This window comes from Pelagibacterium sp. (assembly GCF_965249125.1).
Taxonomy (GTDB): domain Bacteria; phylum Pseudomonadota; class Alphaproteobacteria; order Rhizobiales; family Devosiaceae; genus Pelagibacterium.
In genome coordinates this window covers 3,768,100-3,791,125 of sequence record NZ_OZ252217.1, presented here as the reverse complement: position 1 = coordinate 3,791,125, position 23,026 = coordinate 3,768,100, and the positions used below count along the sequence as shown (strand labels likewise).

The 23,026-nt window shown below is 62.2% G+C and carries 27 protein-coding genes and 1 tRNA gene; 9 read left to right on the top strand and 19 right to left on the bottom strand.

All coding sequences use genetic code 11. The annotated features are described in order from the left end of the window. Positions 1-19: 19 nt before the first annotated feature. A complete protein-coding gene (locus ACP148_RS18475) occupies positions 20-940 on the bottom strand; it encodes a cell division protein FtsX (RefSeq protein ID WP_421952318.1) in 921 nt (306 codons plus the stop codon). After that, positions 933-1,592, bottom strand: coding sequence for a cell division ATP-binding protein FtsE (gene ftsE, locus ACP148_RS18470; RefSeq protein ID WP_421952319.1), 660 nt, complete (start codon positions 1,590-1,592; stop codon positions 933-935). Before ftsE ends, ACP148_RS18475 begins: the two co-directional genes overlap by 8 nt. Before the next feature lie 122 nt (positions 1,593-1,714). On the opposite strand from ftsE, the gene ACP148_RS18465 reads away from it, so the two are divergent. The 3 genes from ACP148_RS18465 (at position 1,715) to ACP148_RS18455 (ending at position 3,257) form a co-directional block, all read left to right on the top strand. Continuing rightward, the gene (locus ACP148_RS18465; protein ID WP_421952320.1) at positions 1,715-2,611 is read left to right on the top strand and encodes a zinc-ribbon domain-containing protein; all 897 of its coding nucleotides are present in this window, start codon (positions 1,715-1,717) and stop codon (positions 2,609-2,611) included. 89 nt (positions 2,612-2,700) lie between these two features. Next, positions 2,701-3,105: a response regulator gene (locus ACP148_RS18460; protein ID WP_421952321.1), complete on the top strand. Its 405-nt coding sequence runs from the start codon at positions 2,701-2,703 to the stop codon at positions 3,103-3,105. Continuing rightward, a complete protein-coding gene (locus tag ACP148_RS18455; protein ID WP_421952322.1) occupies positions 3,105-3,257 on the top strand; it encodes a hypothetical protein in 153 nt (50 codons plus the stop codon). The genes ACP148_RS18460 and ACP148_RS18455 overlap by 1 nt, the downstream gene beginning before the upstream one ends. A 642-nt stretch (positions 3,258-3,899) precedes the next feature. On the opposite strand, the gene ACP148_RS18450 is transcribed toward ACP148_RS18455, so the two are convergent. From ACP148_RS18450 to argH, 3 genes are all read right to left on the bottom strand, one after another. Then, positions 3,900-4,940 (bottom strand): type I restriction endonuclease, encoded by a 1,041-nt coding sequence (locus ACP148_RS18450; protein ID WP_421952323.1) that lies wholly within the window; start codon positions 4,938-4,940, stop codon positions 3,900-3,902. Between the two features lie 334 nt (positions 4,941-5,274). After that, complete coding sequence (gene lysA / locus ACP148_RS18445) at positions 5,275-6,552, bottom strand: diaminopimelate decarboxylase (protein ID WP_421952324.1); 1,278 nt, start codon at positions 6,550-6,552, stop codon at positions 5,275-5,277. Positions 6,553-6,555: 3 nt separating this feature from the next. Further along, the gene (gene argH, locus ACP148_RS18440) at positions 6,556-7,938 is read right to left on the bottom strand and encodes an argininosuccinate lyase (RefSeq protein ID WP_421952325.1); all 1,383 of its coding nucleotides are present in this window, start codon (positions 7,936-7,938) and stop codon (positions 6,556-6,558) included. Between the two features lie 40 nt (positions 7,939-7,978). Here argH and ACP148_RS18435 point away from each other — a divergent pair, with 40 nt between their 5' ends. Then, positions 7,979-8,626, top strand: coding sequence for a TlpA disulfide reductase family protein (locus tag ACP148_RS18435; RefSeq protein ID WP_421952326.1), 648 nt, complete (start codon positions 7,979-7,981; stop codon positions 8,624-8,626). Positions 8,627-8,834: 208 nt separating this feature from the next. Beyond that, positions 8,835-9,899, top strand: coding sequence for an HD-GYP domain-containing protein (locus ACP148_RS18430; protein ID WP_421952327.1), 1,065 nt, complete (start codon positions 8,835-8,837; stop codon positions 9,897-9,899). 327 nt (positions 9,900-10,226) lie between these two features. Here ACP148_RS18430 and ACP148_RS18425 read toward each other — a convergent pair whose 3' ends face one another. The 7 genes from ACP148_RS18425 to gluQRS form a co-directional block, all read right to left on the bottom strand. Continuing rightward, complete coding sequence (locus ACP148_RS18425) at positions 10,227-10,418, bottom strand: hypothetical protein (RefSeq protein ID WP_421952328.1); 192 nt, start codon at positions 10,416-10,418, stop codon at positions 10,227-10,229. Positions 10,419-10,436: 18 nt separating this feature from the next. After that, positions 10,437-10,625 (bottom strand): YjfB family protein, encoded by a 189-nt coding sequence (locus ACP148_RS18420; RefSeq protein ID WP_421952329.1) that lies wholly within the window; start codon positions 10,623-10,625, stop codon positions 10,437-10,439. Between the two features lie 269 nt (positions 10,626-10,894). Then, positions 10,895-11,575 (bottom strand): rhomboid family intramembrane serine protease, encoded by a 681-nt coding sequence (locus tag ACP148_RS18415; RefSeq protein WP_421952330.1) that lies wholly within the window; start codon positions 11,573-11,575, stop codon positions 10,895-10,897. A gap of 187 nt (positions 11,576-11,762) precedes the next feature. Continuing rightward, entirely contained in the window at positions 11,763-12,167 is a 405-nt protein-coding gene (locus ACP148_RS18410; protein ID WP_421952331.1) for a hypothetical protein, read from the bottom strand. Between the two features lie 125 nt (positions 12,168-12,292). Further along, positions 12,293-12,886 carry a cob(I)yrinic acid a,c-diamide adenosyltransferase gene (locus ACP148_RS18405; protein WP_421952332.1) on the bottom strand — a complete coding sequence of 198 codons (594 nt, stop codon included), beginning with the start codon at positions 12,884-12,886 and terminating at the stop codon, positions 12,293-12,295. A gap of 139 nt (positions 12,887-13,025) precedes the next feature. Next, positions 13,026-13,223 carry a twin transmembrane helix small protein gene (locus ACP148_RS18400; protein WP_421952333.1) on the bottom strand — a complete coding sequence of 66 codons (198 nt, stop codon included), beginning with the start codon at positions 13,221-13,223 and terminating at the stop codon, positions 13,026-13,028. Between the two features lie 168 nt (positions 13,224-13,391). After that, positions 13,392-14,249: a tRNA glutamyl-Q(34) synthetase GluQRS gene (gluQRS, locus tag ACP148_RS18395; RefSeq protein ID WP_421952334.1), complete on the bottom strand. Its 858-nt coding sequence runs from the start codon at positions 14,247-14,249 to the stop codon at positions 13,392-13,394. Positions 14,250-14,283: 34 nt separating this feature from the next. Between gluQRS and ACP148_RS18390 the strand changes: the two genes are divergently transcribed. The 3 genes from ACP148_RS18390 (at position 14,284) to ACP148_RS18380 (ending at position 16,350) form a co-directional block, all read left to right on the top strand. Then, entirely contained in the window at positions 14,284-14,943 is a 660-nt protein-coding gene (locus ACP148_RS18390; protein ID WP_421952335.1) for a DNA-3-methyladenine glycosylase family protein, read from the top strand. 26 nt (positions 14,944-14,969) lie between these two features. Beyond that, positions 14,970-15,629, top strand: a complete 660-nt coding sequence (locus tag ACP148_RS18385) for an alpha/beta hydrolase (RefSeq protein WP_421952336.1) — start codon at positions 14,970-14,972, stop codon at positions 15,627-15,629. A gap of 163 nt (positions 15,630-15,792) precedes the next feature. Further along, positions 15,793-16,350 (top strand): HNH endonuclease, encoded by a 558-nt coding sequence (locus ACP148_RS18380; protein ID WP_014132137.1) that lies wholly within the window; start codon positions 15,793-15,795, stop codon positions 16,348-16,350. Between the two features lie 3 nt (positions 16,351-16,353). On the opposite strand, the gene ACP148_RS18375 is transcribed toward ACP148_RS18380, so the two are convergent. Together ACP148_RS18375 and ACP148_RS18370 are read right to left on the bottom strand one after the other, a co-directional pair. Beyond that, positions 16,354-16,872 carry a disulfide bond formation protein B gene (locus tag ACP148_RS18375; protein WP_421952337.1) on the bottom strand — a complete coding sequence of 173 codons (519 nt, stop codon included), beginning with the start codon at positions 16,870-16,872 and terminating at the stop codon, positions 16,354-16,356. Between the two features lie 12 nt (positions 16,873-16,884). Beyond that, entirely contained in the window at positions 16,885-17,466 is a 582-nt protein-coding gene (locus ACP148_RS18370; RefSeq protein ID WP_421952338.1) for a YqaA family protein, read from the bottom strand. A gap of 213 nt (positions 17,467-17,679) precedes the next feature. Between ACP148_RS18370 and ACP148_RS18365 the strand changes: the two genes are divergently transcribed. Further along, positions 17,680-17,764 (top strand) — tRNA-Leu (locus tag ACP148_RS18365). Positions 17,765-17,773: 9 nt separating this feature from the next. Here the strand turns inward: ACP148_RS18365 and ACP148_RS18360 are convergent. From ACP148_RS18360 to ACP148_RS18340, 5 genes are all read right to left on the bottom strand, one after another. Continuing rightward, positions 17,774-18,490: a FadR/GntR family transcriptional regulator gene (locus ACP148_RS18360; RefSeq protein ID WP_421952339.1), complete on the bottom strand. Its 717-nt coding sequence runs from the start codon at positions 18,488-18,490 to the stop codon at positions 17,774-17,776. Continuing rightward, complete coding sequence (locus tag ACP148_RS18355) at positions 18,491-19,525, bottom strand: four-carbon acid sugar kinase family protein (protein WP_421952340.1); 1,035 nt, start codon at positions 19,523-19,525, stop codon at positions 18,491-18,493. Further along, complete coding sequence (locus tag ACP148_RS18350) at positions 19,522-21,138, bottom strand: ABC transporter ATP-binding protein (protein ID WP_421952341.1); 1,617 nt, start codon at positions 21,136-21,138, stop codon at positions 19,522-19,524. The genes ACP148_RS18355 and ACP148_RS18350 overlap by 4 nt, the downstream gene beginning before the upstream one ends. After that, the gene (locus ACP148_RS18345) at positions 21,131-21,988 is read right to left on the bottom strand and encodes an ABC transporter permease (protein WP_421952365.1); all 858 of its coding nucleotides are present in this window, start codon (positions 21,986-21,988) and stop codon (positions 21,131-21,133) included. The genes ACP148_RS18350 and ACP148_RS18345 overlap by 8 nt, the downstream gene beginning before the upstream one ends. A gap of 80 nt (positions 21,989-22,068) precedes the next feature. Continuing rightward, entirely contained in the window at positions 22,069-22,983 is a 915-nt protein-coding gene (locus ACP148_RS18340) for an ABC transporter permease (protein ID WP_421952342.1), read from the bottom strand. Positions 22,984-23,026: the final 43 nt, after the last annotated feature.

Here is a 23,026-nt window from a genome sequence, read left to right as displayed (position 1 = left end):
CAGGGCCCTCCCCGGACCGTCAGGAAATTTGCGAAAGAAACCGTCGCACCGTCAAGCGCGAGGTGATCGCCGTCAGCCCGGCAATCACCAGCACCACACCGACAATCCCCAATATGCCGCTGATCCCCAGCGCGAACTGCCCGAACAGAACGCCCAGCTGCGCGCTCGATTGCTCGGGCACCACGGTGCTCATCGCCGTGCCCGCGACTATGAAAAAGATGATGGCCGCCAGCCCGCCCACCAGACCGCCCTTGAGCCCCAGCAGCAGGAACCGCCCCTGGAACTCGCCGGCGATGAACCGGTTCGACGCCCCGATGAAATGGAGCACGTCGACGATTTCCCGATTGGTCGACATCGTCCCGCGCGTTGCGAACACAATCGCCAGCGCCGTCGCCACAAGGATCAGCGCCAAAACCAGTATCCCCGAAACGACGATCGTCCCCGCCATCGTATTGAGCTGCACCCGCCAGGCCGCATGGGTTTCAAGCGTCGCTCCGGGGATGGCCGAAATCTCGCTTTCAAGCCGCGCAATGTCCGCAGCGTTGGGATCGGCCAGCTGCACGATCACCAGTCTTGGGATCGCCAGGTCCGAAAGGTCCAGCCCCTGCCCCAGCCAGGGCGCCAGCAGATCCTCGCTTTCCTCGATCGAGACGACCCGCGCGCTCGCCACCCCCGGCACAGCTTCCGACAGCGAGACCGCAAGCCGCAAATTGGAATCGATCACCTCGCCATCGAGCGGGCGGATCTGTATGGTCAGCTCGCGCCCCACTTCGGCCGACCAGCCCAGCGCCGATTTCTGCACCAGCAGCACGCCGCCGAACGTCACGCAGGACAAAAACGTCATGATGCCGATCAGAAGCATCAGCGTGCGCCCCGCCACCGATTGCGCCGGAACGATCGGGTTGGGGCGGGAGAAATTGAGCTTGAGCCCCTCACTCATGGATGGTCAGCTCCCCTTCATTGAGCAGCATGCGCGGATAGTCGAACTTGTCGAGCAGCGCCACTTCGTGGGTGGCCAGGATGATCGTCGTGCCCATCTTGTTGAGCTGTTCGAACAGATGCAAAAGCCGCTGGGAAAGCTCGGGGTCCACATTGCCCGTCGGCTCGTCCGCCAGCAAAATATCGGGATTGCCGATCACCGCCCGCGCAATCGCCGCGCGCTGTTTTTCCCCGCCCGAAAGCACCGCCGGATGCGCGTCCATCCTATCGCCAAGCCCCACCCAGTCGAGCAGTTCTTCCACATTGCCGCGATAGCTCGCCTCGGCCTGCCCGCGCACCCGCAGCGGCAGGGCGACGTTCTCGAATGTGGTGAGATGATCGAGCAGACGGAATTCCTGGAACACGATCCCGATATGGCGCCGCATCTGCAACAGCCTGTCCCGGTCGAGCGCCGAGACGTCTTCCCCGAACATCGACACCGACCCGCGCGTCGGTTTGAGCGACAACAGCAAAAGCCGCAACAGCGAGGTCTTGCCCGATCCCGAAGGCCCGGTCAGAAAATGAAACGAGCCCGGCGAGATCGCAAAGGTCAGGTCCTTGAGGATTTCCGGCCCATGTCCGTATCGAAGGCCCACATTTTCGAACGCGATCAAACCGCTCTACCCCGCGAATCACCCTGTTGCCGCCACTCTATCAGCGATCATCCCCCAATGGCCGCATCATGGCGGCGTTTCAAGAGTTTTAACCCGACCCGCATAGGGTCGGGACATTCATTTTGAGCTCAACGGCCCCCGGTCCACCGCGCGTGATCATCACCTGCCCAAATTGCCAGACGCGCTACAAGCTCGCGTCCGATGCGCTCAGCGCAGCCGGCAGGCAGGTCCAGTGCGCCGCGTGCTCCGAACTCTGGTACGCCACCCCCAGCTTTCCCAAGCCCGCCGCCCCGCGCCGCGATCCCGAGCCCTCCGAGGACGAGCTGATCTTTCGCGCCGATGCCGATACCCTGTTCTCCGCCGCCGATGAGGACATGCTCGACGCCTCGTTCCTGCGCGCCCAGGCAGCTTCCAGCACCCCTGCCCCCGACAATGACGCGCCCGAAAGCCCCGATCCGGCCCCCGAGCCCGATCACCCGCTTCCTTCCATCGACAGAGCCGGCAACCGCGCCCGCATCGAGGCGCTGGCCAGGCGGCGCAACGGCATGCTCGCCGCCCACCCCATCGCCCGCTTTCGCCGCATTTTCCGCATCGGCATCATTGCCCTGCTTGTCGCGGGCATTGTAGCCGCCTTCGCGCTGCGCACCGAGATCGTCTCCGCCGTCCCCCAACTCGACGGGCTCTATCGCCTTGCCGGGTTCAAAACCAATGTCGTCGGCCTCGATTTCACCGAAATTAAGACTTTGCGAACCACGCAGAATGGAAACCCCGCCATTGTGGTCAACGCTAAGATTTCCAACATAACGAATCGCATAACCTACGTGCCATCGGTGCTGGTGAGCCTGCTCGATTCGGACGGCGCCGTTGTCTACGAATGGACTGTGACCCCGGCCGCGCGCAACGTCCTGCCCGGCGATACATTGGCCATCGACGCGCAGCTGATAGGCCCGCCGCAAGGCGTTACAAATATTCGGTTGAGCTTTGTCGATGGCGCCAATGGCTCGGCCGCAGGGAACTGAACGACTCCGGGCGTCTTAAAAAGGCAGGTATTTAACCATCTGCCCGGCGCGTAACGGAACAAAGACACAGAGAACGAGGGTATAGCCCCATGGCACGCATATTGGTGGCCGAAGACGACGACAATGTCCGGGCCTTTGTGACCCGCGCCCTCGAAATGAGCGGCCACGAAGTGACCGACGCCTCCGACGGCGGCCTCGCGCTCGAAATCGCCAACGAACAGAACGGCAATTTCGACCTCCTGGTCTCCGACATCAAGATGCCCGTCATGGACGGCATCGGCCTGGCCCTGGCCATCGGCGCCCAATACCCCGCCATGACCATCCTCTTGATGACCGGCTTTGCCGACCAACGCGAACGCGCCCATGGCCTGGACGCCCTGATCTACGACGTCCTGGGCAAACCCTTCTCCCTCGCCCAGCTCATCGAAAAGGTCGACGACGCACTGGCGGGCAAACCGGCAGAGATCATCCCGCTGGCAAGATCGGCGCTGTAATGACCGCCGAGCGCGAACAGGACCGCTCCCGCCAAAACGCCGTCAAGGCGCTCCAGCACGCCGTGACCGAAGCCATCGAAAGCGGAAAACCGCAGCCCTTCGACGCGGAAGCTTTCAAACAGCGCATGCGCGAGCGGCACGGCAAAAACTGAGCCCCGACCAAGGCATCCAGTTAGAAGCAAGCGTTTGAAGACTCGGACCCACGATCAGACAGCACAGAATAGTGTCGCCCTCCCTCGAGTCGTCAGGTTTTGACCGAAACGCCGACAGCCCCACTCTTCGCTTCCCCGGTGAAAACCGGGGGCCAGCAGCATCGCCGCTTGCGCCGATGCCCAAAGCTTGAGCCCATGGGCTCCGGCTTTCGCCGGAGAAGCGAAGAGGACAAACCCGATTCCATGAAATTCTGGACGCGCTTTAAATCGCCCGCCCCGCCCCAACGCTCCCCCGACAAGCACCACCCTCTCCCCTCGTCGTCCTCGCGCTCGACCCGGGGACCCGCAACATCTCTGGGTTCATGGAGGAAATAACGGCTCCCGAGTGCAAAGATCGTTTCCGTCTTAGCCATCCCATTATCTGCCGGGGCACACCGAAGTCGTAATCCTTCGCGTCCTGGGTAGCCGTCAAAACTGGCAAGCTATCCTCTCCGCGATTGATAGCTGATGTAGGCTTCCAAAAGCGCAATGCCCAATCACTGCACCGTTTTTTGCTTCGCCCTAATTTCAGCCCTTCCGAAGTAACAGAATGCAAAATGGCGCCTCCCGCCAGGGCACCCCTTATTCTGACGCGTATCATCCCTATTCTGGATACTTTGCGGCTGTTGCGCGCAGCCGATCGGTGAAATCGTAAATGTGATCTATCGACTCGATAATTATCTTATCCTCGGCCTCGCCATCGAAAAGGCTGATGTATTTAGTGGTGCGATTGAAATGCAGCCTGGCCAATGGCCTTCTATTGTTGTTATCGACCAAGATGCCGCAATAGGATTTCTGGTCGCGCATGGCCACTCTTGAGGGCTTGATAACCTCTCGCACGATAGCCTTCACCACCATATATCCTTCACGCTCTTCGTCCGTGGTCACGACCTCAGGCTCTGTGGATTCCACTTCCTCGATCACTGCGTCCGTATCTGCCAAAGCTGTTGAAAGCCTATTTTTCACCGAGTCGCGGATCACGTCTCGAAAGGCGCTTCGGACCAATCCGGTGAATTGTTCCATTACTGCTGCGGTAAAGCGCCCCTCGTGTACCTTCCCAGCTACCAGCTTTACGAAATCGTCGGAGGGATTTTCGATCATCTTCGCGATTTCTGTCTTCAACAGCGAAGTGTACTTCAGACGCTCGGCCGTCGCCAATATTCCGTCGATGTCAAATCCAGCGCGCTCAAACTTCTTGAGCTCGAGCAAAAGATGCGGTTGGACGTCCGACAAATCAAAGCTCAAGAATGGACGCGTATCGAGCTTGTTAGGCTCTTCCAAATCGCTATGAAAATGGAATGTTCTGCCATTGGTCAGGACGGCGAACTTGGCACTGGTGACAGTGAAATACCGGAAAAGCTGGGCCAAGTGGACCTTGTCCAGTTGAGTCGTTATGGGCTTACACTCAACAAGTATGCGGATCTGGTCGTCGATTTTGATGGCGTAATCGACCTTCTCCCCTTTCTTTCCTACGGCGTCCGCAGTGAATTCAGGGACGACCTCCTCCGGGTTGAAAACATCATACCCAAGTGCTTGGAAGAAGGGTAGGACCACGGCGGTCTTGACGGCCTCCTCGGTCAGCATTGTACTCGAATGAGATTTTACGCGATCGGAAAGTCTTGCGAGTGTCTGCTCAATGCTCATGCTATCCCCCAAACTTGAACACTTGCATCGTGGTTGACGAAAACCCACGGGTCAAGCTGAAGGTCGATAGAATGACGGTCCTTGTTCTTCAATGACCCCATGTATTGGCGTTCACCGCCTTCCGGATATTAGCGCTGCGAGTTCCCAATCCCATTGCGGTGCTTGCACCTTCGCAAGAATTCCCGGAGGCCGCTATTGAGCGTGCCAGCCGTCCTCACGCCGCTTAGGAGGCGGTACCGGGCGATCTAATAGCCGACTCGAATGGCTGGCACGATGCTCTTTGCAATCGGTGTATGGCAACAATCTCAATGGCCATTTTTCCGATCACGCCCCCTCAATCGCCCCCGTTCACCCACTCCGGCACACTGTCCAGCCCAATCAACTCATCAAGCGTCTGCCGTGGCCTCACCGCATGCCACTTCCCCCCATCGACAAGCACTTCGGCGATCAGCGGGCGGGTGTTGTAGGTCGAGCTCATCACCGCGCCATAGGCGCCCGCGCTCATCACCACCACAAGATCGCCCTCGGCCACCTCGGCCATCTCCCGGTCGAGCCCGAGATAATCGCCGGTCTCGCACACCGGCCCCACGATATCGGCGCGAATGGTCTCGGCCCCCGCGCCCGCCTCGTGCATGGGCAGGATATCGTGATGGGCTTCGTAAAGCGTGGGGCGGATCAGATCGTTCATCGCCGCATCGACGATAACGAAGCTCTTTTTCCCGGTTTTTTTGACGTATTCGACCCGCGTCACCATCACCCCGGCATTGCCCGCGATCAGCCGCCCCGGCTCGAGGATCACACGGCATCCCAAGGGATCGGTGTGACGCCGCACCAACCTGGCGTATTCCACCGGATCGGGCGGCGGCGTGTTGTCCTGATGATAGGGTATCCCCAGCCCGCCCCCCACATCGATGTGCTCGATTGGGTGCCCGGCCGCGCGCAGCCGCTTGACCAGTTCGGCCAGCAGCTTAAAGGCGTTGTCGAAAGGTTCGAGATCGGTGATCTGGCTGCCGATATGCATATCGACGCCCACGGCCTTTAAATTCTTGCACGCCGCGATCCGGCCATAGACCGCTTCGGCCCGCGCATAGGGAATGCCGAACTTGTTTTCCGATTTGCCCGTCGAAATCTTGGCGTGGGTTTTCGCGTCCACATCGGGGTTGATCCGCACCGAAACCGGCGCGATTCTCTCCATCTCGGCGGCCACCGCGTTGAGCCGCTCCAGTTCGGGCTCGCTTTCGACGTTAAAGCACAAGATGCCCACTTCGAGCGCCCGCCGCATCTCGGCCCGGCTCTTGCCGACCCCTGAAAAGATGATTTTCTCCGCCGGAATCCCGGCCCGCAGCGCCCGTTCAAGCTCACCCAGCGACACCACGTCCGCCCCGATGCCCTTTTGCGCGGCAATCGCCAGCATCGCCTGGTTGGAATTGGCCTTCATGGCATAGGCGACAAGCGTGTCGGTGCCGGAAAACGCCCCCAGCATCACCTCGATATGCCTGGTGAACGTCGCCTGCGAATAGCAATAGAACGGCGTGCCGATCTCCTCGGCCACCGCCGTCAGATCGACATCCTCGGCAAACATCCAGCCGCCGCGATAGGTAAAATGATGCACTGACTAATTCCCCAGCCGCTCGCGCCAGCCCGCAATTTGCGCTGCGACATTGGCCGGCGACGTCCCGCCGAAACTGGTCCGCGACTTGACCGAGTTTTCAACGCCCAGCACCTTGAACACCTGGGAGGTAATCCGCTCGTCGATGTCCTTGAAATCCTCGATGGTCAGCCCCTCGAGCCCACAACCCTTGGCCTCCGCCGCAGCGACCGCACGGCCGGTGATGTGGTGCGCGTCGCGGAACGGAACGTTTGCCGCCCGCACCAGCCAGTCGGCGAGATCGGTTGCTGTCGAAAACCCGGCGCCCGCCGCCTGTGCCATCTTTTCGCGGTTGACGGTCAGATCCCCCATCATCCCGGTCATCGCCGCCAGCGCCAGCGAGAAATTGTCCAGCGCGTCGAAGGCGATTTCCTTGTCTTCCTGCATATCCTTTGAATAGGCCAGCGGCAGCCCCTTCATCACCATCAGAAGCGATGTGAACGCCGCAAAGATCCGCCCCACCTTGGCCCGGATCAATTCCGCCGCATCCGGATTGCGCTTTTGCGGCATGATCGAGGACCCTGTCGAAAACTTGTCCGAGAGTCTGACGAACGCGAACTGCGCCGACGACCAGATGACCAGCTCTTCGGACAGCCGCGACAGATGCATCGCGCAGATCGAAGCCGAAGACAGCGTTTCTAAAATGAAATCGCGGTCCGATACGGCGTCCAGCGAATTGGCCATCGGCCGGTCGAACCCCAGCGCCTCTGCCGTCATCTCCCGATCGATCGGGAACGATGTCCCGGCAAGCGCCGCCGCCCCCAGCGGGCTTTCGTTGAGCCGGGCCCGCGCGTCGAGCAAGCGCCCCTTGTCGCGTTCGAGCATTTCCACATAGGCCAGCATGTGGTGCCCGAAGGTCACCGGCTGGGCGCTCTGCAGATGGGTGAACCCGGGCATCACGGTGCCCGCCTCGGCCTCGGCGTTGTCCACCATCACCTTTTGCAGCGCTTGAACCTGCGCGGCCAGCATGTCGAGCGCGTCGCGCACATAGAGCTTGAAATCGGTCGCCACCTGATCGTTGCGCGAGCGCGCCGTGTGCAGCCGCCCGGCCGGTTCGCCCACCAGTTCCTTTAGTCTGCTTTCCACATTCATGTGGATGTCTTCGAGCGCTCGCGAGAAGGTGAAGTCCCCGGCCTCGATTTCCGCCCGAACTGTCTCTAGACCGGAGATGATGGCGTCCTTATCGTCGCGCGTCAGAATGCCGGCTACTTCCAGCATTGTGGCATGCGCTATCGATCCGGCGATGTCGTGCTTGTAAAGGCGCTTGTCGAAGCCGATAGAAGCGTTGATCTCTTCCATGATGGCGTCGGGGCCCGACGAAAACCGGCCTCCCCACATGCGATTGCTCATCGGCGCCTCTACCTTAAATAAATTTGCGAGTGATGGTTTTATGGATCAGGACGAAAAGCGAAAATCACCCCGCCCCATCATCGTCGGCACGGGCCTTTTCGCAGCGGCGGTAGGTATAGCCGTGGCCGTCTGGGTTAGCAATGGCGGCGCCAACGCGGCCACCTGCCCGGTGCGCGCCGAGGCCGCCCAGGCCATCGACGACGCGGCAACAGGCGAACTCGCCGCCCTTCTGCCCTCCTCCCAATGGCGCGATTATTCCGATCTTGCCTTCGAGGACGCCGAAGGAAACCCCGTCACCCTCGCCGATTTCGCCGGGAAAAAGCTGCTCATCAATTTCTGGGCCACATGGTGCGCCCCCTGCCGCGAGGAGATGCCCTTCCTCGATGCGCTCGAAGCGCAATATGGCGGGGACGATTTCGAAGTGGTCGCCATCAGCCTCGATATCGGGTCTGACGGTCCAACCGCCGCCGCCCTGTTCCTCGAGGAAATCGGGGCACAAAACTTAAAACTCTTCGCCGACCCCACTTACAAGCTCTTTGAGCGCTTGCGCAACGAGGCGGTAACGCTGGGCCTGCCCGCCACCATCCTTGTCGATGACGAAGGGTGCGAGCTGGCCATTCTCCAGGGCCCTGCCCATTGGGACACGCCCGACGGCCACCGGGTCATCGAAACGCTGCTTGAAATCTGAGCCATCCGGCTGCGTATTCTCACTTACTGAAAATTGACGGTTGGAGCGCACACTGATCGCTGGAGGAGCCGCCACACCCGCGGCGGCTGGAGCGCTTCCAGGATAAGTGGGCACCACTTATCCGGTTCGGGAGCGCGATAAACAAAGACTAGAGCAACTGAAGCGATTCGAAGAAGCGCTGAAATGCTCTAAACAGCGGATCACCAGCTTGACCGGTTCGAGCGTTGCCGTTTTGATGGTCACTGACAGTTCCTCGGGGAAGCCGTTCCCGGCTGCCCGCTGGCCGGCCATTGCGCGGGTCGAACCGCTCAGCGAACTGGGCAGGATCGACCTCTCTCCCTATTCGGCTATCCTTGTCGATGCCGATCTGTCCAGCGGTTCGACCATCGACCGGCTCAAAAAGAGCCTGCTCGCCCTTGAGCGCAACATCCCCCGTTATTTCCTCGTCACCGAGGGGCGCCGCGTCGAGATGGTCCAGGCCAATGTGCTCGGGGCCCACGCGACCGAAACCCGGCCGCTCACCCCCGAGGGGCTCCAGCGCCTGCTCGCGAGCGCGCTGCGCCCGCCCCTCGAAGAGGCGCCCGATACCGCGAAGGCCGCGGCCGCGCACGCCGCGACGAAAGCCCTCGGCAGCGCCTTTGAGGCCCTGCGCTCCGATGCGCGCCTCGATGCCGCCGCCCTCGCCGATGCCAGCGACGACATCGTCGACAGCGTCGGTGCGGGCGGGCTCGGCCGGTGGCTCGATACGGTCCGCGCCCACCATCAGGGCACCTACCAGCATTGTCTTTTGGTCACCGGCGTGCTCACCAATTTCGCCCAGCGCGTCGGCATGGGCAGCGCCGACATTTCAAAACTCACCACCGCCGGCCTCCTCCACGATATCGGCAAGGCCACCATCCCGGTCGCCATCCTCGAAAAGCCCGGCAAGCTCACCCCGGCCGAATTCGCCCAGATCGCCCGTCACCCGGTCGAAGGCTATGAATACCTCAAGGCCCGGGCCGATCTGGGCTCCGACATTCTGGCCGCCGTGCGCAGCCATCACGAATATCTCGACGGCTCGGGCTACCCCGATGGCCTGATGGGCTCCCAGATCGGCGATCTCACCCGCATCGTCACCATCTGCGACATCTACGGCGCGCTCAGCGAACGCCGCGCCTACAAACCCGCCATGAGCCCGCCCGAGGCCCTGGCCATCCTCGAGGACATGTGCACCGCCGGCAAACTCGAAGCCGCCCTCGTCCGCGCCCTGCGCAAGGCAGTGGACGCAGCCTAGAGCCAAGGCTGCGTATTTGCCGAACCGATCGTCGCTGCCCCGGCGAAAGCCGGGGTCCATGGGCGTCGCCCCAAGCGCATTCAGAAAACAGCGTGTCGGACGCGACTGCGCGATGAAACAGCTTGGCTGTTGGAGAAAATCAAAGAGCGCCAAAATGCTCTATGCGCCCCCGTCGACCCGCCGCGCCGTCTCCGCCGCTCCCGTTGATCCAAAACGCTTCGACAAGACAAACCCTCTCCCCTCGAGGGAGAGGGTGGCCGGCAGGCCGGTGAGGGGGCCTTGAGCGCTCGAAAACATCGCCGCCTCGCTGCGGCGGAACAAAGCCCGTCAGGCGCTCTTGTCGATCAGATGCATCGCTTCGGCTTCCGCTGCCGTCGGCGCGTCGAGCCGTTCGATGGCCTTTTCGGCCATCATCGCCCCGCGTTCCCGCGCAATCAGCGCCGTGGTCGCCTCAAGGCTCCCCGCCTCGAGCCGGGCCATGCGGTGCAGCAGGATTTCTGCCGAATGCTGGATCAGCATGACGATCGCCGAACGCCGTCAGGCCCGCTTGTCGACATTGGCGCCCATCCCGGCGGGGGCCGGTGCCGGAGCGCTCTCGACGGCCTCGGTCAGCATGGCGATCATGCTCATTTCCATCTCGTGCTGCTTTTTGACCATCAGCATCTGGGCGGTCTGAACGGTCTGGGCCTGTTTCATGGCCACCGCCGTCGCGGCAATATCGCTCATCCTCGCCATCCTTATCGCTTCTGCGGTCGGGCCCAAGTCTAACGATGCCCGCCTAAGAAACCCTTACCCCCGATTAACCATTGCCGCTCAAGGCCCCCTCACCCCAACCCTCTCCCCTAAGGAGAGAAGGGGGCCCGCTGCGGCGTCCCCAGCGCCCGCGTTTATCCCAAACGCGTCAACACGTTTAACCCTCTCCCTTGGGGGGAGAGGGTGGCCGGCAGGCCGGTGAGGGGGCCTTGAGCGCCGGCCAAATCCCCAGACCAGCGGTCCTACCCGCCCCAAAGCGCAACCTGACGCCGCTTGAACATCACCACCAGCACCGCCCCGGCCAAGACCCCGCCCAGATGCACCCACCAGGCCACCCCGTCATTGCCCCAGATGAAAACGTAGAAAAGCTGCGTCGCCACCCACAGCCCCAGCACCACCCAGGCGGGAAGCGCCAGGGGAAAGGTGACGATCAGCCGGTTGAGAACGAACACCCGCACTTTGGGGTAAAGCAAGAGATAAGCCCCGATAATCCCCGCCACCGCGCCCGACGCGCCCACCAGCGGCCCCATGGCGTCGGGAAACAGCCAGAGATGGGCCAGCCCGCTCAACACCCCGCAGGCGACATAGAAGACGAGATATCTCCCGTGCCCCATGGCGTCTTCGACCTTGTCGCCGAACACCCACAAAAACAGCATGTTGGACAGAAGGTGCAGCCAGTCGGCATGCAAAAACATATAGGTGAAAAGGCTCGCGTGATCGGGCAGCCACGGCGCCGGCCCCTCCACGGCCCCGCTGACCACCGCCGGGATCATCCCATAGGTGATCTGGCCCACAAAGAGCCCGTCCTGCCCGCCCGCCCATTGCAGGAGGAACACGGCGATATTGATCCCGATCAGCCCGTAATTGACAAAGGGTTTTTCGATATGGGCGATCTTGTTGCTGTCATAGAGCGGCAGAAACATCGGCAGTCCCCGTGCTGGCGCCGGTTTACCGGAGCGCTTCCCAACCACCCGATACCATTTCTGCGATCAAGGCGCGCGCCAAAACACGGCCATCCTCGCCGGCCCGCATGTGTCGGGGCCGGCGCTCGAAATGTTCTTTTGCGCGTTCGGCGAGAAGCGTTCCGTCAACCTCTCCGCCCGGCCCGGATTATTCGGCGGGCATGGGCCGGGCCGGCGAGACCGTGCGGGCCGGCGCAAACACCGTGTAGGCGAAAATCAGCACCCCCGCGAAGGTCACCAGCGACCCCACGACGACCAGCGGCTCAAAGCTTGCGTTGCCCTGGAGCAGGAAGTACAGCCCCACGATCATGCCGGCCACCCCCAGCGTATAGACCCCGTAATGGATCATGGCGAGACGCGATGCCGCCTTGGCCGGATTGAGCGCGTAATAGGCGCCGAACAGCGCGCTGGTCACCCAGCCGAGCAGGTTGAGATGGGCGTGGGCGCCCGTCACGTTATGCACGCCGGATATCGACATCTGCAAACCCATGCCGATGCCGATGACGAGAAAGACGATACCGCTCTGGAAGAAAAGGTGCGAGACCTTGGGCATTCTTTAGACCCTCCGGGGCAAGCCCGACCTCCCCTCGAAGTCTCCGCCGCCCGGCCTTGGATAATACGCCTGAAAATTGCTCGGGAAAAGCGGATAAATCCAGGCTCACCGGGCGATACAGGCCCTCAGCCGTCCTTGGCCGTCCCCGTGTTCCGCCCCGGCTCCCACAACACGTCCTTGCCGCCATTGCCATTGGCCACCCGGCCCAGGACGAACAGCAGATCCGAAAGCCGGTTGAGGTAACGGATGGCCTCGGGGTTGAGGTCGGGTTCGGCCCTTTTCGTCGCAACGCACACCCGTTCGGCCCGCCGCGTTATGGTGCGCGCCAGATGCAGCGCCGCCGAAAGCGCCGTCCCGCCCGGCAGAACGAACGAGGTGAGGGGTTTGAGCGGTTCGTTGAACGCATCGATCTGGCCTTCGAGCCATTCGGTCTGCCGCGCCGTTACCCGCAGCGCCGCATAGGCGCGCCCCTCGTCCGGGCCCGGCGTTGCAAGGTCCGACCCAAGATCGAACAGATCGTTCTGGATGCGCCCCAGCGCGTGATCGACCCGCGCCATGTCCTTGGTGTGCAGGCGCGCCAGCCCGATCGCCGCATTGGCCTCGTCCACAGTGCCATAGGCCTCGACCCGCAGATCGTCCTTTTGCCGCCGCGGCCCGTCCACCAGCCCGGTCGTGCCGTCATCGCCGGTCTTTGTATAGATCTTGTTGAGCTTGACCATCAGTGAATACCCGAGGTGTCCAAGCGGGGTCAGGATGAGGCGAAAGCGGTAAACCGTGAGAACCGGAGCGGAGCGTATTTGAGATACGTGAGCACCGGAAGCGCAGCGGTTTGCCGTTTGCAGCCCATCCTCACCCTGCTCAGCGTTGAGGACCGAAGAAATAGAGTGCCGCCATCAAAAGCGCAACGGCGATGGCCTGCATGATGACGCGGGCCCGCATCAGCTTCTGGCTGGTGTTGCCCGAGCCGCCCTTGAACATGTTGTAGAGCCCCATGCCTAAAATGATCGCCACCGCTGCCACGGCCAGAACGATCACGATATTGAGGAAGGTTTGCATGGGATCGCTTTCCTGAACTGTCTCGATACCGATGTGTACGACACGGCATCACCATCGGGTCATGCCCCATTTTGTCACCCCGTTCCACCCGTTGTGGCAATGTTTGCAAATGTCGTGGTCCCGAACGCACAAGTCCATAGCTTTTAGCGCCATTGTTTGCGCCAAAATTCACAATGCCAATTGCGCCCTGATGTCCTCGGGCGTAATCCCCAGCGCCCGCAAACCGGCCAGGCTTTCCGCCCCCTTCGACTTGGAAAGCTTCTCCGCGTCCTCGCCAACGATCAGCCGATGGTGGGTATAGACCGGGCTCGGCAAATCCATAAGCCATTGCAAAACAACATGAATATCGGTCGCGGCGAAAAGGTCCATCCCTCGCGTCACGTCCGTTACCCCCTGGATGGCATCGTCGACCACCACCGAGAGATGATAGCTGGTCGGCGTGTCCTTGCGCACGACCACCACATCCCCCCACCGCTCGGGCTCTGCCCGCCGCTCGACCACCTCGCAAGAGGGGTCCGGCATCGCCTCGCGGATCATAAATTCCTTTTTTTCTTCAAGTACTTGCCCCATGTCGAGCCGCCACTGCACCGGCACTCCGGCCTCCAGTTTTGCCCGCCTTTCACTCCCCGAAAGATGCCGGCAGGTCCCCGGATAGACCGGCGCCCCGTCCGGATCGGTCCGCCCATCCGCCGCCGCCCGGATTTCGGCCCGCGTACAGAAACAAGGATAGAGCAAACCCTTGCTTTTCAGGCGATCGGCGGCGGCCCGATAGTCATCGAAATGGGCCGACTGCACCCGCACCGGTTCGGGCCATTCAAGCCCAAGCCATTGTAAATCCTCAAAAACCGCTTCGACAAATTCGGGTCGACATCGCACAATATCGATGTCTTCGATCCGCAGCAGGAACGTACCGCCCAGCGCCTTGGCCCAATGATCGGTATAAAGCGCCGAATAGGCATGCCCCAGATGCAACAACCCGTTCGGGCTTGGCGCGAAGCGGAAAATACGCTGAGATGGAAACGACATGACCAGGACCAGATCCTCTTTGAAAGCCCCTACCATGAGCGCCCTCGCCACTCCAGCCCGGCTTCATGACGCCGAAGCGCTGGCCATCCATCTCGAGGGATTAAGCCAGCGTGATCAACGCCTTGCCGCTGCCATCGCTCGGGCCGGTGAGGTGACCCTGCGCACCTCGCCATCCGGATTTGAGGGCATGGCGCGCATCGTGTGCGGCCAGCAGCTCTCGGTCGCCTCGGCCCGCGCCATCTGGGGCCGGGTGGAGGCGCTGGGCGCCATCACCCCTGACGCCTATCTCGGCTTTAACGAGGAAACCCTGAGGAAAACCGGGCTTTCACGCGGGAAATTTCAAACCATTCGCGGTGTCGCCCTCGCCATCACCGAACAGGGTCTCGACTTTTCCCAGGTCGATATGATGGAGCCCGATGCCGCCATCGAAACCCTCACCAGCCTCAAGGGCATCGGCCCCTGGACCGCCGAAATCTACCTCCTGTTCTGCGCTGGCCACCCCGACATCTTCCCCGCCGGCGACCTCGCCCTGCAGAAGGCCGTCGAGCACGCCTTCGAGCTTCCCGCCCGTCCCCTGCCAAAGGACCTGATCCCCCTTGCCGCCCAATGGTCCCCCCATCGCGGCGCCGCCGCCCTGATGTTCTGGCGCTATTTCTCGGCTATGAAAAATTCCAACGCCTGGGACGCCCTCTGATTCTCCCATCAATCCAAGGACCATTAATGACCGAACCCGTAAAGCTCTCCGGCCCCATGCTGCCCGCTGCGTCGGGCGCCGCGAAAAGCCTCGTCGTCCTTCTCCACGGCTATGGCTCGGACGGTCGCGACCTGATCGCGCTCGGCCAGTTCTGGCGCGACAGCTTCCCCGATACCATGTTTGTCGCCCCCAATGCGCCCCATGTCTGCGGCGGCAACCCGTTCGGCTATGAATGGTTTCCCCTCGACCTTGAACGCGACCGCGCCCTGGCACGCCTCACCGGCGCTGAATCCGCCCACCCGGTTCTAAACGCTTTCCTCACTGACCTGTGGGCCCAGACCGGCCTTGGCCCGGCCGACACCGTCCTCGCCGGTTTTTCGCAAGGGGCCATGATGGCGCTCTATACCGGCCTGCGTCTTCCCCAACCCCTTAGGGCCATCATCGCCTTTTCCGGCCTCATCGTCGCGCCCGAAAAACTCGATACCGAGCTCGCCTCAAAGCCGCCGGTGCAGCTGATCCATGGCGATATCGATGATGTTGTCCCGGTCATCGGCAGCCAGGCCGCACTGCCCAAACTCCTTGATCTCGGTATCGAGGCAAGGCTCCATATTTCGCAGGGCTCGGGCCACACCATTGCCCAGGACGGGCTCGAAACCGCCACGGCATTCCTGCGTGAGATTCTCTAGCGGATTGGATTCCCCGCAGCTTTTCAACAAAGTTCTTCACAGCTCTGTCACAAGAGGCGTAGAGTATGGAGATGGAATCGCCGGAGCGCTTCCGGCAGCGGTCAGAGCGCATTCAGGATTGGGAGCGTTGCGGGGAGGTTAAGTCCATGCCCCGGAGGATTTTGTGACAATCCACGTGTCACCTCAGGCCTGTCCCGCTCTTGTCCTGAACGCCGATTTCAGGCCGCTCAGCTATTATCCATTATCCTTGTGGAACTGGCAGGACGCCATAAAGGCCGTGTGCCTGGACCGCGTTCATATCGTTTCCGAATATGACAAGGTGGTCCGAAGTCCGAGCTTCGAGATGCGCCTGCCGAGCGTCATTTCGCTCAAAGATTACGTCCAGCCCGCCAAATACCCCGCCTTTACCCGCTTCAACGTTTTCCTGCGCGATCGTTTCCAGTGCCAGTATTGCGGCTCGCGGCACGATCTGACCTTCGATCACGTCCTGCCGCGCTCCAAGGGGGGGCGCACGACCTGGGAAAACATCGTTGCCGCCTGCTCACCCTGCAATTTGCGCAAGGCCAATCGCACCCCGCGCGAAATCGGCATGATCCCGCGCCAGAAGCCCTACCAACCCACAGTGCACGATCTGCACAACAATGGCCGGGCCTTCCCGCCAAACTATCTCCACGACAGCTGGCTCGATTACCTCTATTGGGATATCGAACTGGAGCCTTAACCGCTACGCTTTGCCGCGCAACTGCCCGATGATGGCCAGCACCAGCAGCACCATAATGGCTGCTGAGATCAGCGCGTTGAACCCGGCCAGCGAGATACCCAGCATCTCCCACTGGATCGCGTCGCACGGCACGATCCGCACATCGCTCATGTCCGAGAGCATATCGAGGCTGATCGCCGCCTCGCCGACCCCCGTGCAGCTCTGCGGCCCCGACCACCAGCCCCATTCGACGCCTGCGTGATACCCGCCGACCCAGGCGCCCCATGCAAACAATGCGGCAACCACGCCCATCAGCCCCACCCGGAACGGCGTCGTCGCGCGGGTCCACAGGATCAGCGCCAGGGCCAGCAACGGCAGGCCGATATAATAGGGCCAGCGTTGCGTCAGGCACAGTTCGCACGGATAGAGCCCACCGATGAACTGGAACGCAAGCGCCCCCAGAATGGCGGCGAGTCCCAGAACGAACGCCGCCCCGGCTTTGACCCGATCCGATGCCGGCGAAAGTGGAGAAGTTTGCGACATGAAGCGAAAATCCTAGTTCAAATAGCGAATGGCGACGAAACCGCCGACCAACAGCACCGTAAAGACGATTGTGACCAGACCGAGCCGCTTTTCGATGAAATCGCGAACCGGCGGGCCGAAAAAGTACAAGAGCATCGCCACGAGAAAGAACCGCGCGCCGCGCGAAATGACCGAACCGAGAACGAAAACCGGCAGCGACAGCCCCGCAAAGCCCGAGGCGATGGTGAACACCTTGTAGGGCACCGGGGTGAACCCGGCGACGAAAACGATCAGCAACCCGTAATCGGCGAACCATTGCTGAAGCTGCTCGAAAGCCGGTCCGTAGTGGTAGAATTCGATGATCGGCCGGGCCAGCGGTTCGAACAGGAGCGCCCCGATCACATAACCGAAAATCCCGCCCAGCACCGAGGCGATCGTACAGATCGTCGCGTTCCACCACGCCGATTTCCGATCCGCCACCACCATGGGGATCAGCATGACGTCGGGCGGCAGCGGAAAGAACGAGCTTTCCGCAAAACTCACCCCGGCCAGGGCATAGGGAGCCTGTCGGCTCGCGGCCATTCTCATGGCCCAGTCATAAAGGCGGCGCAGCATATATCGGTCGTCCCCTGGAGTGTTTCAGAACCCGGGCGGCAGAGCCATGCTCCATCCGCGCGCAGTTTTCAATCGCGATCACGCCGGATTTACGGCGGGCCGCCATTCACCTCTCCACCCATAACGGCCAAACCTATACAAAGCGCAAAACCGATCAATTGACCAATTGACGCGACGTCTTGTTTGCCTATAGTCCGCCGCGACAAATCTGCTGCGGGTGTGGTGGAATTGGTAGACGCGCTGGACTCAAAATCCAGTTCCGAAAGGAGTGCCGGTTCGATTCCGGCCACCCGCACCAGGATTTCTCTTAGCGCTCTTGCGTATCGCGCGGGGCAAAAAGCCGGTTCCGCGACCCGGTTATGTGCTGGCGCATCAGCGCCCGCGCCGCAGCCGCATCCTGATTGAGAATCGACTGATAAACGGCGGTGTGTTCGGTAAACACATGCTGCAACCCGTCATGGGTGCTTTTCAGCGACAGCCCGTGGAACCGCATGCCGACAGCGATATGGTCTTCGAGCGCCTGCATCGCCGTGGCGAAATAGGGGTTGCCCGAAGCCTGAGCGATCGACAGATGAAACATGAAATCGGCATCGACGCGGTGCGCCTGCCGGTTTGTGGCATCGCGCAAAAGGCTTAATGCCGTCCTGATCTTGACCAGGGCCTCGTCCGAACGCCGCGCCGCCGCCATGGCCGCCGCTTCCGGCTCGATGGTCAGGCGGAAATCATAGCAATGTTCGAGATCGGACAGATTTTCCATCTGCCCGAACCCGAGCGGCTCCTTGATCCCTTGTTCGCGCACGAAGCTTCCCGCCCCGCGCCGCGAATAGATCAGCCCCTGGTCGCGCAGCCTTGCCAACGCGTCGCGCACCACGGGCCGGGACACCTGGAACTCGGCTGCCAGCGCATGTTCGGTCGGCAGGCGCTCGTCGACCCCATAGGCGCCCGATTTGATCGCCTTCTGGATGCGGTCGAACACCGCGTCAGAAAGGCTGCGCCGCACATTGAGACCACCCGACATCGACATCTAGGACCCACCCCGCGCCTTATTGCACCTGCTCACAATTCCGGCCAATGCATCGGGCTCTCCAAATCCTCCGGACTTCGTGATTAGCTTGAACCGCAAAGTCTGGGCAATAGGCAAGCCGGCCAGTGCCTCGCCCAACACCTCGACCAGACCGATCCCCATATGCCCGAGGACCACCTGCGCCGTCGCCCCGCCCGACAGCACGACCAGGGTGTCATCGAGCGGACCCGCGCTCGCAAGCCCGTCCGCCAGCCGCCGCGCCACGTCCCTCGGATCGTCGGACCCGGGCCCCGGCGTGGCATGCAGAACCGCGACATCGCCCCCCATTGCAAATCCATCGGCAACCACCCCGCCAGGAGCCGCGACATAAGCCAACTCCGGACACTCATCGCGCAGCCGCCCGATCTGCCCCAGCGTAATCGGATCGCGCGATCCGATCACGAAAATCACGCGTTTGGCGGCAAACCCAGGATCAGCCCGAACACGCCCCGGCCCCATCCTTTCGGCCAGAACCTCGGCCAGCCCCCGCGCGCCAACCGCAAGGGCGTCGGGTGCAACGTCGAGCGCCGCCACGATATCGGCCCGGTCCGACACATCGGGCACTATGGCGCTTCCCGAATGCCTCCCGAGCTTTTCTCGAACATCGATGGGCGTGTCGACGCCAAACCCACCAAGCCTGCCATCTTTCACCCATCGCCCGAATTCGGGAATGGCGGGAACGACCAGCGCCCGCTCGAAATCCAGCATGTCGAGTTCGGCCGCCACATTCCCCTTGAGACGGGAATCGATCTTTTTGAACACCCGGATCGATCCGCCCAGCCCCTCGGCTGCCGCGCCCATGCGGCTGCGCGCCGTGTCCGCATCGACCTCCCGGCTGTCGGTGGAAACGCCGACCACCGCCGCATCCGCCGCAAGCGCTTCGGGCAGCGCGTCGGGCGAGAGCGCCACTATTGTTTTCAGCCCCCGCATGGCGAACGGTGCCGCCGCGTCGAGCGCGCCGGTCAAATCATCAGCGATGATCGCCAGATCGGTCATCGCGCCGCGCCGCCGGCCTCGCGCCGCCGCGCCTGCACATCGGGGTCGGGGTCGAGATTGGCGGCTAAAAGCCGCTGCGTGTAGGGATGCTGGGGCGCCGAAAAGATAGCCTCGGTCGGCCCGCGCTCGACGATCTCGCCCGCCTTCATCACCACCACAGTATCGGCGAAGTCGCGGACCACGCCGAGGTCGTGGGCGATGAACAGGTACGAAATTCCCAGTGTCTCCCGCAGCCCGTCGAGCAGCGCCATCACCTGCGCCTGCACCGAAACGTCGAGCGCCGAAACCGCCTCATCGCAGATGATGAGCTCGGGCTCGAGCGCCAGCGCCCGCGCGATGGCGATCCGCTGGCGCTGGCCACCGGAAAACTGATGCGGGTAGCGCGAGGCATGTTCGGGCAACAGCCCCACCTGTTCGAGCAGTTCGCCGACCCGCTGGCGCCTCGTCCTGCGATCGGGGACCAGCCCGTGAATGTCCCAGCCTTCCGAAATCAACTGATAGACCGACATGCGCGGGTTGAGCGATTGGGTGGGGTCCTGGAACACCATCTGGATTTCCCGCCGCACCGCCAGAAGCTCGCGCTGGGTCATGGCAACCAGGTCGCGCCCCTTCCAGAGCGCCTTGCCGCTGTCGGGCTGTTCGAGACGCAACAGGGTGCGGGCGAGCGTCGACTTGCCCGATCCGCTCTCGCCCACGACGGCAAGGCTTTGCCCGCGCGCCAGCGTGAGCGATACGCCCTTGAGCGCTGTGAACTCGCCATAGGTTTTGACAAAGTCGGAGATCTCCAGCAACTCCGGCGCACCGGCCTCAAGCGTCCTGATCGCGCCCTTGCCCGGCGCAGCCCCGATCAGCTTTTTCGTATAGGGGTGCTGGGGGTTGTGATAGACCTCGCGCGCCGTACCGCGCTCGACGATTTCGCCCTGGCTCATCACCACCACCCGGTCGGCGATTTCAGCGACCACGCCAAGATCGTGGGTAATCAGCACCAGCCCCATGCCGGTTTCGGCCTGCAATTGCTTGAGCAGTGCCAGAACCTCGGCCTGAATGGTCACATCCAGCGCAGTGGTCGGCTCATCGGCGATCAGGATATCGGGCTTGAGCATCAGCGCCATGGCGATCATCAGCCGCTGGCGCTGGCCGCCCGAAAACTGGTGCGGATATTTTTTCAGCGCCTTTTCGGGCTCGGGTATCCCCACCCGCGTTACCAGCTCCAGCGCCCTTGCCCGGGCCAAGTCGAGCGGGCGGCCATGCGCCGTCATCATCTCGATGATCTGCCAGCCCACCGTATAGACAGGATTGAGATGGCCCAGCGGGTCCTGAAAGATCATGGCGATCCGCTTGCCGTTGAGCGCGCGGTGCTCCTCATAGCTGACCTTGAGCAGATCCTTGCCCTCGAACAGGATCTCCCCGCTCGTGACTTCGGCCGGCGGGGTGTCGAGCAAATTCATCACCGCCGAGGCCGATACCGATTTGCCCGATCCGCTTTCGCCAAGAATGGCCAGCGTTTCGCCCTTGTTGACGGACCACGAGACGTTGCGCACAGCGCGCACGGTGCCGCGCGCCGTGTGAAATTCGACCGACAGATCGTTCACGCTCAGAAGGGCATCAGTCATTGGCGGACTTCCGGCTTTCGAGGCGCCAGCGCTGGGCGGGGTCGAGCGCCACGCGCATCCAGTTGGACAAAAGGTTGAGCGAGAGCGCCGTCAGAACGATCATCAGACCTGGCCAGAACGAGAGCCACCAGGCCGTGTTGAGATAGGGCCGCCCCTGGCTGACCATCAGGCCCCAGGTGATGCTGGGCGGCTGGATGCCGATACCCAGAAACGACAGCGAGGATTCGGCAAGCATCACGAAAGCGAAATCGAGCGTGGCGATGGTGACCAGCGTCGGGGCGATCACCGGCAGGATATGGCGCGTGACGATCCGGCTGTGCGACGCCCCCATCACCACAGCCGCCTGCACGAACATGCGCTCGCGAACTTCAAGGACTTCGGCGCGGGTGGTGCGCAGATAGATCGGTATGCGGGTGATCGCCAGAACCAGAATCATGTTGGGGATCGACGGCCCAAGCACGTACAGCACCACCACCGCCAAAAGCAGCGAGGGGAAGCTCATGATGACGTCGGCCAGCCGCATGATGACCTGTGAGACGGTCTTTCCCATATAGCCCGCGATCAGCCCGAACAGCGCGCCCACGCTGAGCGCCAGCGCCACGGCTCCGGCAGCGACCATCATCGTGCTTTGCGCCGCGACCACCAGCCGCGCCAGCATTGGACGGCCCAGCGAATCCCCGCCGAGCACAAAAATCCAGCCGCGTGAAAGATCGAACGGCGGGCTGTTGCGGCCCCGCAGGTTCTGCGAGGTGGCAAGATCGCCCAGCAGCGCCGGCCCGATGATCGCGCACACGATGACGACAAGAAGAAACACAGCCGAAACCAGCGCGAACTTGTCGCGCCCGAGCATTGAGAGCAGCGCCCTCGCCCCGCTCCTGGGTTCTTGCCGAATGGACTTGGAAGCTGCGATATCGGTCACGGACACCCCTCCTATTGCCGGATGCGCGGATCGAGCATCGAATAGGCGATGTCGATCAGGATGTTCATGATGAAAATGGCAATGGCGGTCACAAGGATCGCGGCCATCACCACGTTGAAATCGCGCTGCAGGATGGAATCGATCATCAATTTGCCGATGCCGGGAAACCCGAAGATCGTTTCGACGATGACGGCGCCATTGAGCAGCGCTGCGGCCTGATCCCCGATCACGGTGATCACCGGCAGCATGGCATTGCGCAGCGTGTGAACGAAGATCAGCGGCCGGTTCTTGACCCCCTTGGCCCGCGCCGTTTTCACATAGGGCGCGGAAAGCGCTTGCAGCATGGACCCGCGCACCACCTGAACGATCAGCCCGAACGGGCGGATGAACAGCACGGCCACCGGCATGATCCAGTGCCAGGGCGTCCCCACCCCCGAGGTCGGCAGCCATGCAAGATTGATGGCGAACAACACGATGGCAACGATGGCGATCCAGAAATCGGGCGCCGAAGCCCCGATCAACGAAACCACCGAAATCCCGCGATCGATGAGGCCACCCACGTTGAACGCGGCAATCGAGCCCAGAACGATGGCGGCGGCAACCACCAGCGCCATGGTGATGAGCGCCAGCGGCAGCGTCCAGGCATAGGCTTCGAGAACCACGTCGATGGCCGGACGGGCCCGCCGCAGCGATTCCCCGAAATCGAGATGGATCAGGTCCCAGACATAGAGCCCGAACTGCTCGATGATCGGCCGGTCCAGCCCGTTGAGCGCCCTGAACTGCTGCTTCATCTCCTCGGTCGCATCGATGGGCAGGAACAGCGCCGCCGGGTCACCCGTCAGGCGTGACAGGAAAAACACCATTACCATGAGGACGATGAGCGAGAGCAGGCTGGCGATCGCTCTCTGGCCGATCAGCTTGGTCATTGCGGTTCACCAATCCGGTTAAAATGGGGCGGCGCGAGAGATC

What these genes read in the sequence shown, in the direction of transcription:
- ACP148_RS18475 (WP_421952318.1), bottom strand. Translation starts at nt 940, where the DNA reads ATGAGTGAGGGGCTCAAGCTCAATTTCTCCCGCCCCAACCCGATCGTT.
- ACP148_RS18460 (WP_421952321.1), top strand. Translation starts at nt 2,701, where the DNA reads ATGGCACGCATATTGGTGGCCGAAGACGACGACAATGTCCGGGCCTTT.
- ACP148_RS18455 (WP_421952322.1), top strand. Translation starts at nt 3,105, where the DNA reads ATGACCGCCGAGCGCGAACAGGACCGCTCCCGCCAAAACGCCGTCAAG.
- ACP148_RS18450 (WP_421952323.1), bottom strand. Translation starts at nt 4,940, where the DNA reads ATGAGCATTGAGCAGACACTCGCAAGACTTTCCGATCGCGTAAAATCT.
- argH (WP_421952325.1), bottom strand. Translation starts at nt 7,938, where the DNA reads ATGAGCAATCGCATGTGGGGAGGCCGGTTTTCGTCGGGCCCCGACGCC.
- ACP148_RS18435 (WP_421952326.1), top strand. Translation starts at nt 7,979, where the DNA reads ATGGATCAGGACGAAAAGCGAAAATCACCCCGCCCCATCATCGTCGGC.
- ACP148_RS18425 (WP_421952328.1), bottom strand. Translation starts at nt 10,418, where the DNA reads ATGCTGATCCAGCATTCGGCAGAAATCCTGCTGCACCGCATGGCCCGG.
- ACP148_RS18420 (WP_421952329.1), bottom strand. Translation starts at nt 10,625, where the DNA reads ATGAGCGATATTGCCGCGACGGCGGTGGCCATGAAACAGGCCCAGACC.
- ACP148_RS18415 (WP_421952330.1), bottom strand. Translation starts at nt 11,575, where the DNA reads ATGTTTCTGCCGCTCTATGACAGCAACAAGATCGCCCATATCGAAAAA.
- ACP148_RS18410 (WP_421952331.1), bottom strand. Translation starts at nt 12,167, where the DNA reads ATGCCCAAGGTCTCGCACCTTTTCTTCCAGAGCGGTATCGTCTTTCTC.
- ACP148_RS18405 (WP_421952332.1), bottom strand. Translation starts at nt 12,886, where the DNA reads ATGGTCAAGCTCAACAAGATCTATACAAAGACCGGCGATGACGGCACG.
- ACP148_RS18400 (WP_421952333.1), bottom strand. Translation starts at nt 13,223, where the DNA reads ATGCAAACCTTCCTCAATATCGTGATCGTTCTGGCCGTGGCAGCGGTG.
- gluQRS (WP_421952334.1), bottom strand. Translation starts at nt 14,249, where the DNA reads ATGTCGTTTCCATCTCAGCGTATTTTCCGCTTCGCGCCAAGCCCGAAC.
- ACP148_RS18390 (WP_421952335.1), top strand. Translation starts at nt 14,284, where the DNA reads ATGAGCGCCCTCGCCACTCCAGCCCGGCTTCATGACGCCGAAGCGCTG.
- ACP148_RS18385 (WP_421952336.1), top strand. Translation starts at nt 14,970, where the DNA reads ATGACCGAACCCGTAAAGCTCTCCGGCCCCATGCTGCCCGCTGCGTCG.
- ACP148_RS18375 (WP_421952337.1), bottom strand. Translation starts at nt 16,872, where the DNA reads ATGTCGCAAACTTCTCCACTTTCGCCGGCATCGGATCGGGTCAAAGCC.
- ACP148_RS18370 (WP_421952338.1), bottom strand. Translation starts at nt 17,466, where the DNA reads ATGCTGCGCCGCCTTTATGACTGGGCCATGAGAATGGCCGCGAGCCGA.
- ACP148_RS18360 (WP_421952339.1), bottom strand. Translation starts at nt 18,490, where the DNA reads ATGTCGATGTCGGGTGGTCTCAATGTGCGGCGCAGCCTTTCTGACGCG.
- ACP148_RS18355 (WP_421952340.1), bottom strand. Translation starts at nt 19,525, where the DNA reads ATGACCGATCTGGCGATCATCGCTGATGATTTGACCGGCGCGCTCGAC.
- ACP148_RS18350 (WP_421952341.1), bottom strand. Translation starts at nt 21,138, where the DNA reads ATGACTGATGCCCTTCTGAGCGTGAACGATCTGTCGGTCGAATTTCAC.
- ACP148_RS18345 (WP_421952365.1), bottom strand. Translation starts at nt 21,988, where the DNA reads ATGCTCGGGCGCGACAAGTTCGCGCTGGTTTCGGCTGTGTTTCTTCTT.
- ACP148_RS18340 (WP_421952342.1), bottom strand. Translation starts at nt 22,983, where the DNA reads ATGACCAAGCTGATCGGCCAGAGAGCGATCGCCAGCCTGCTCTCGCTC.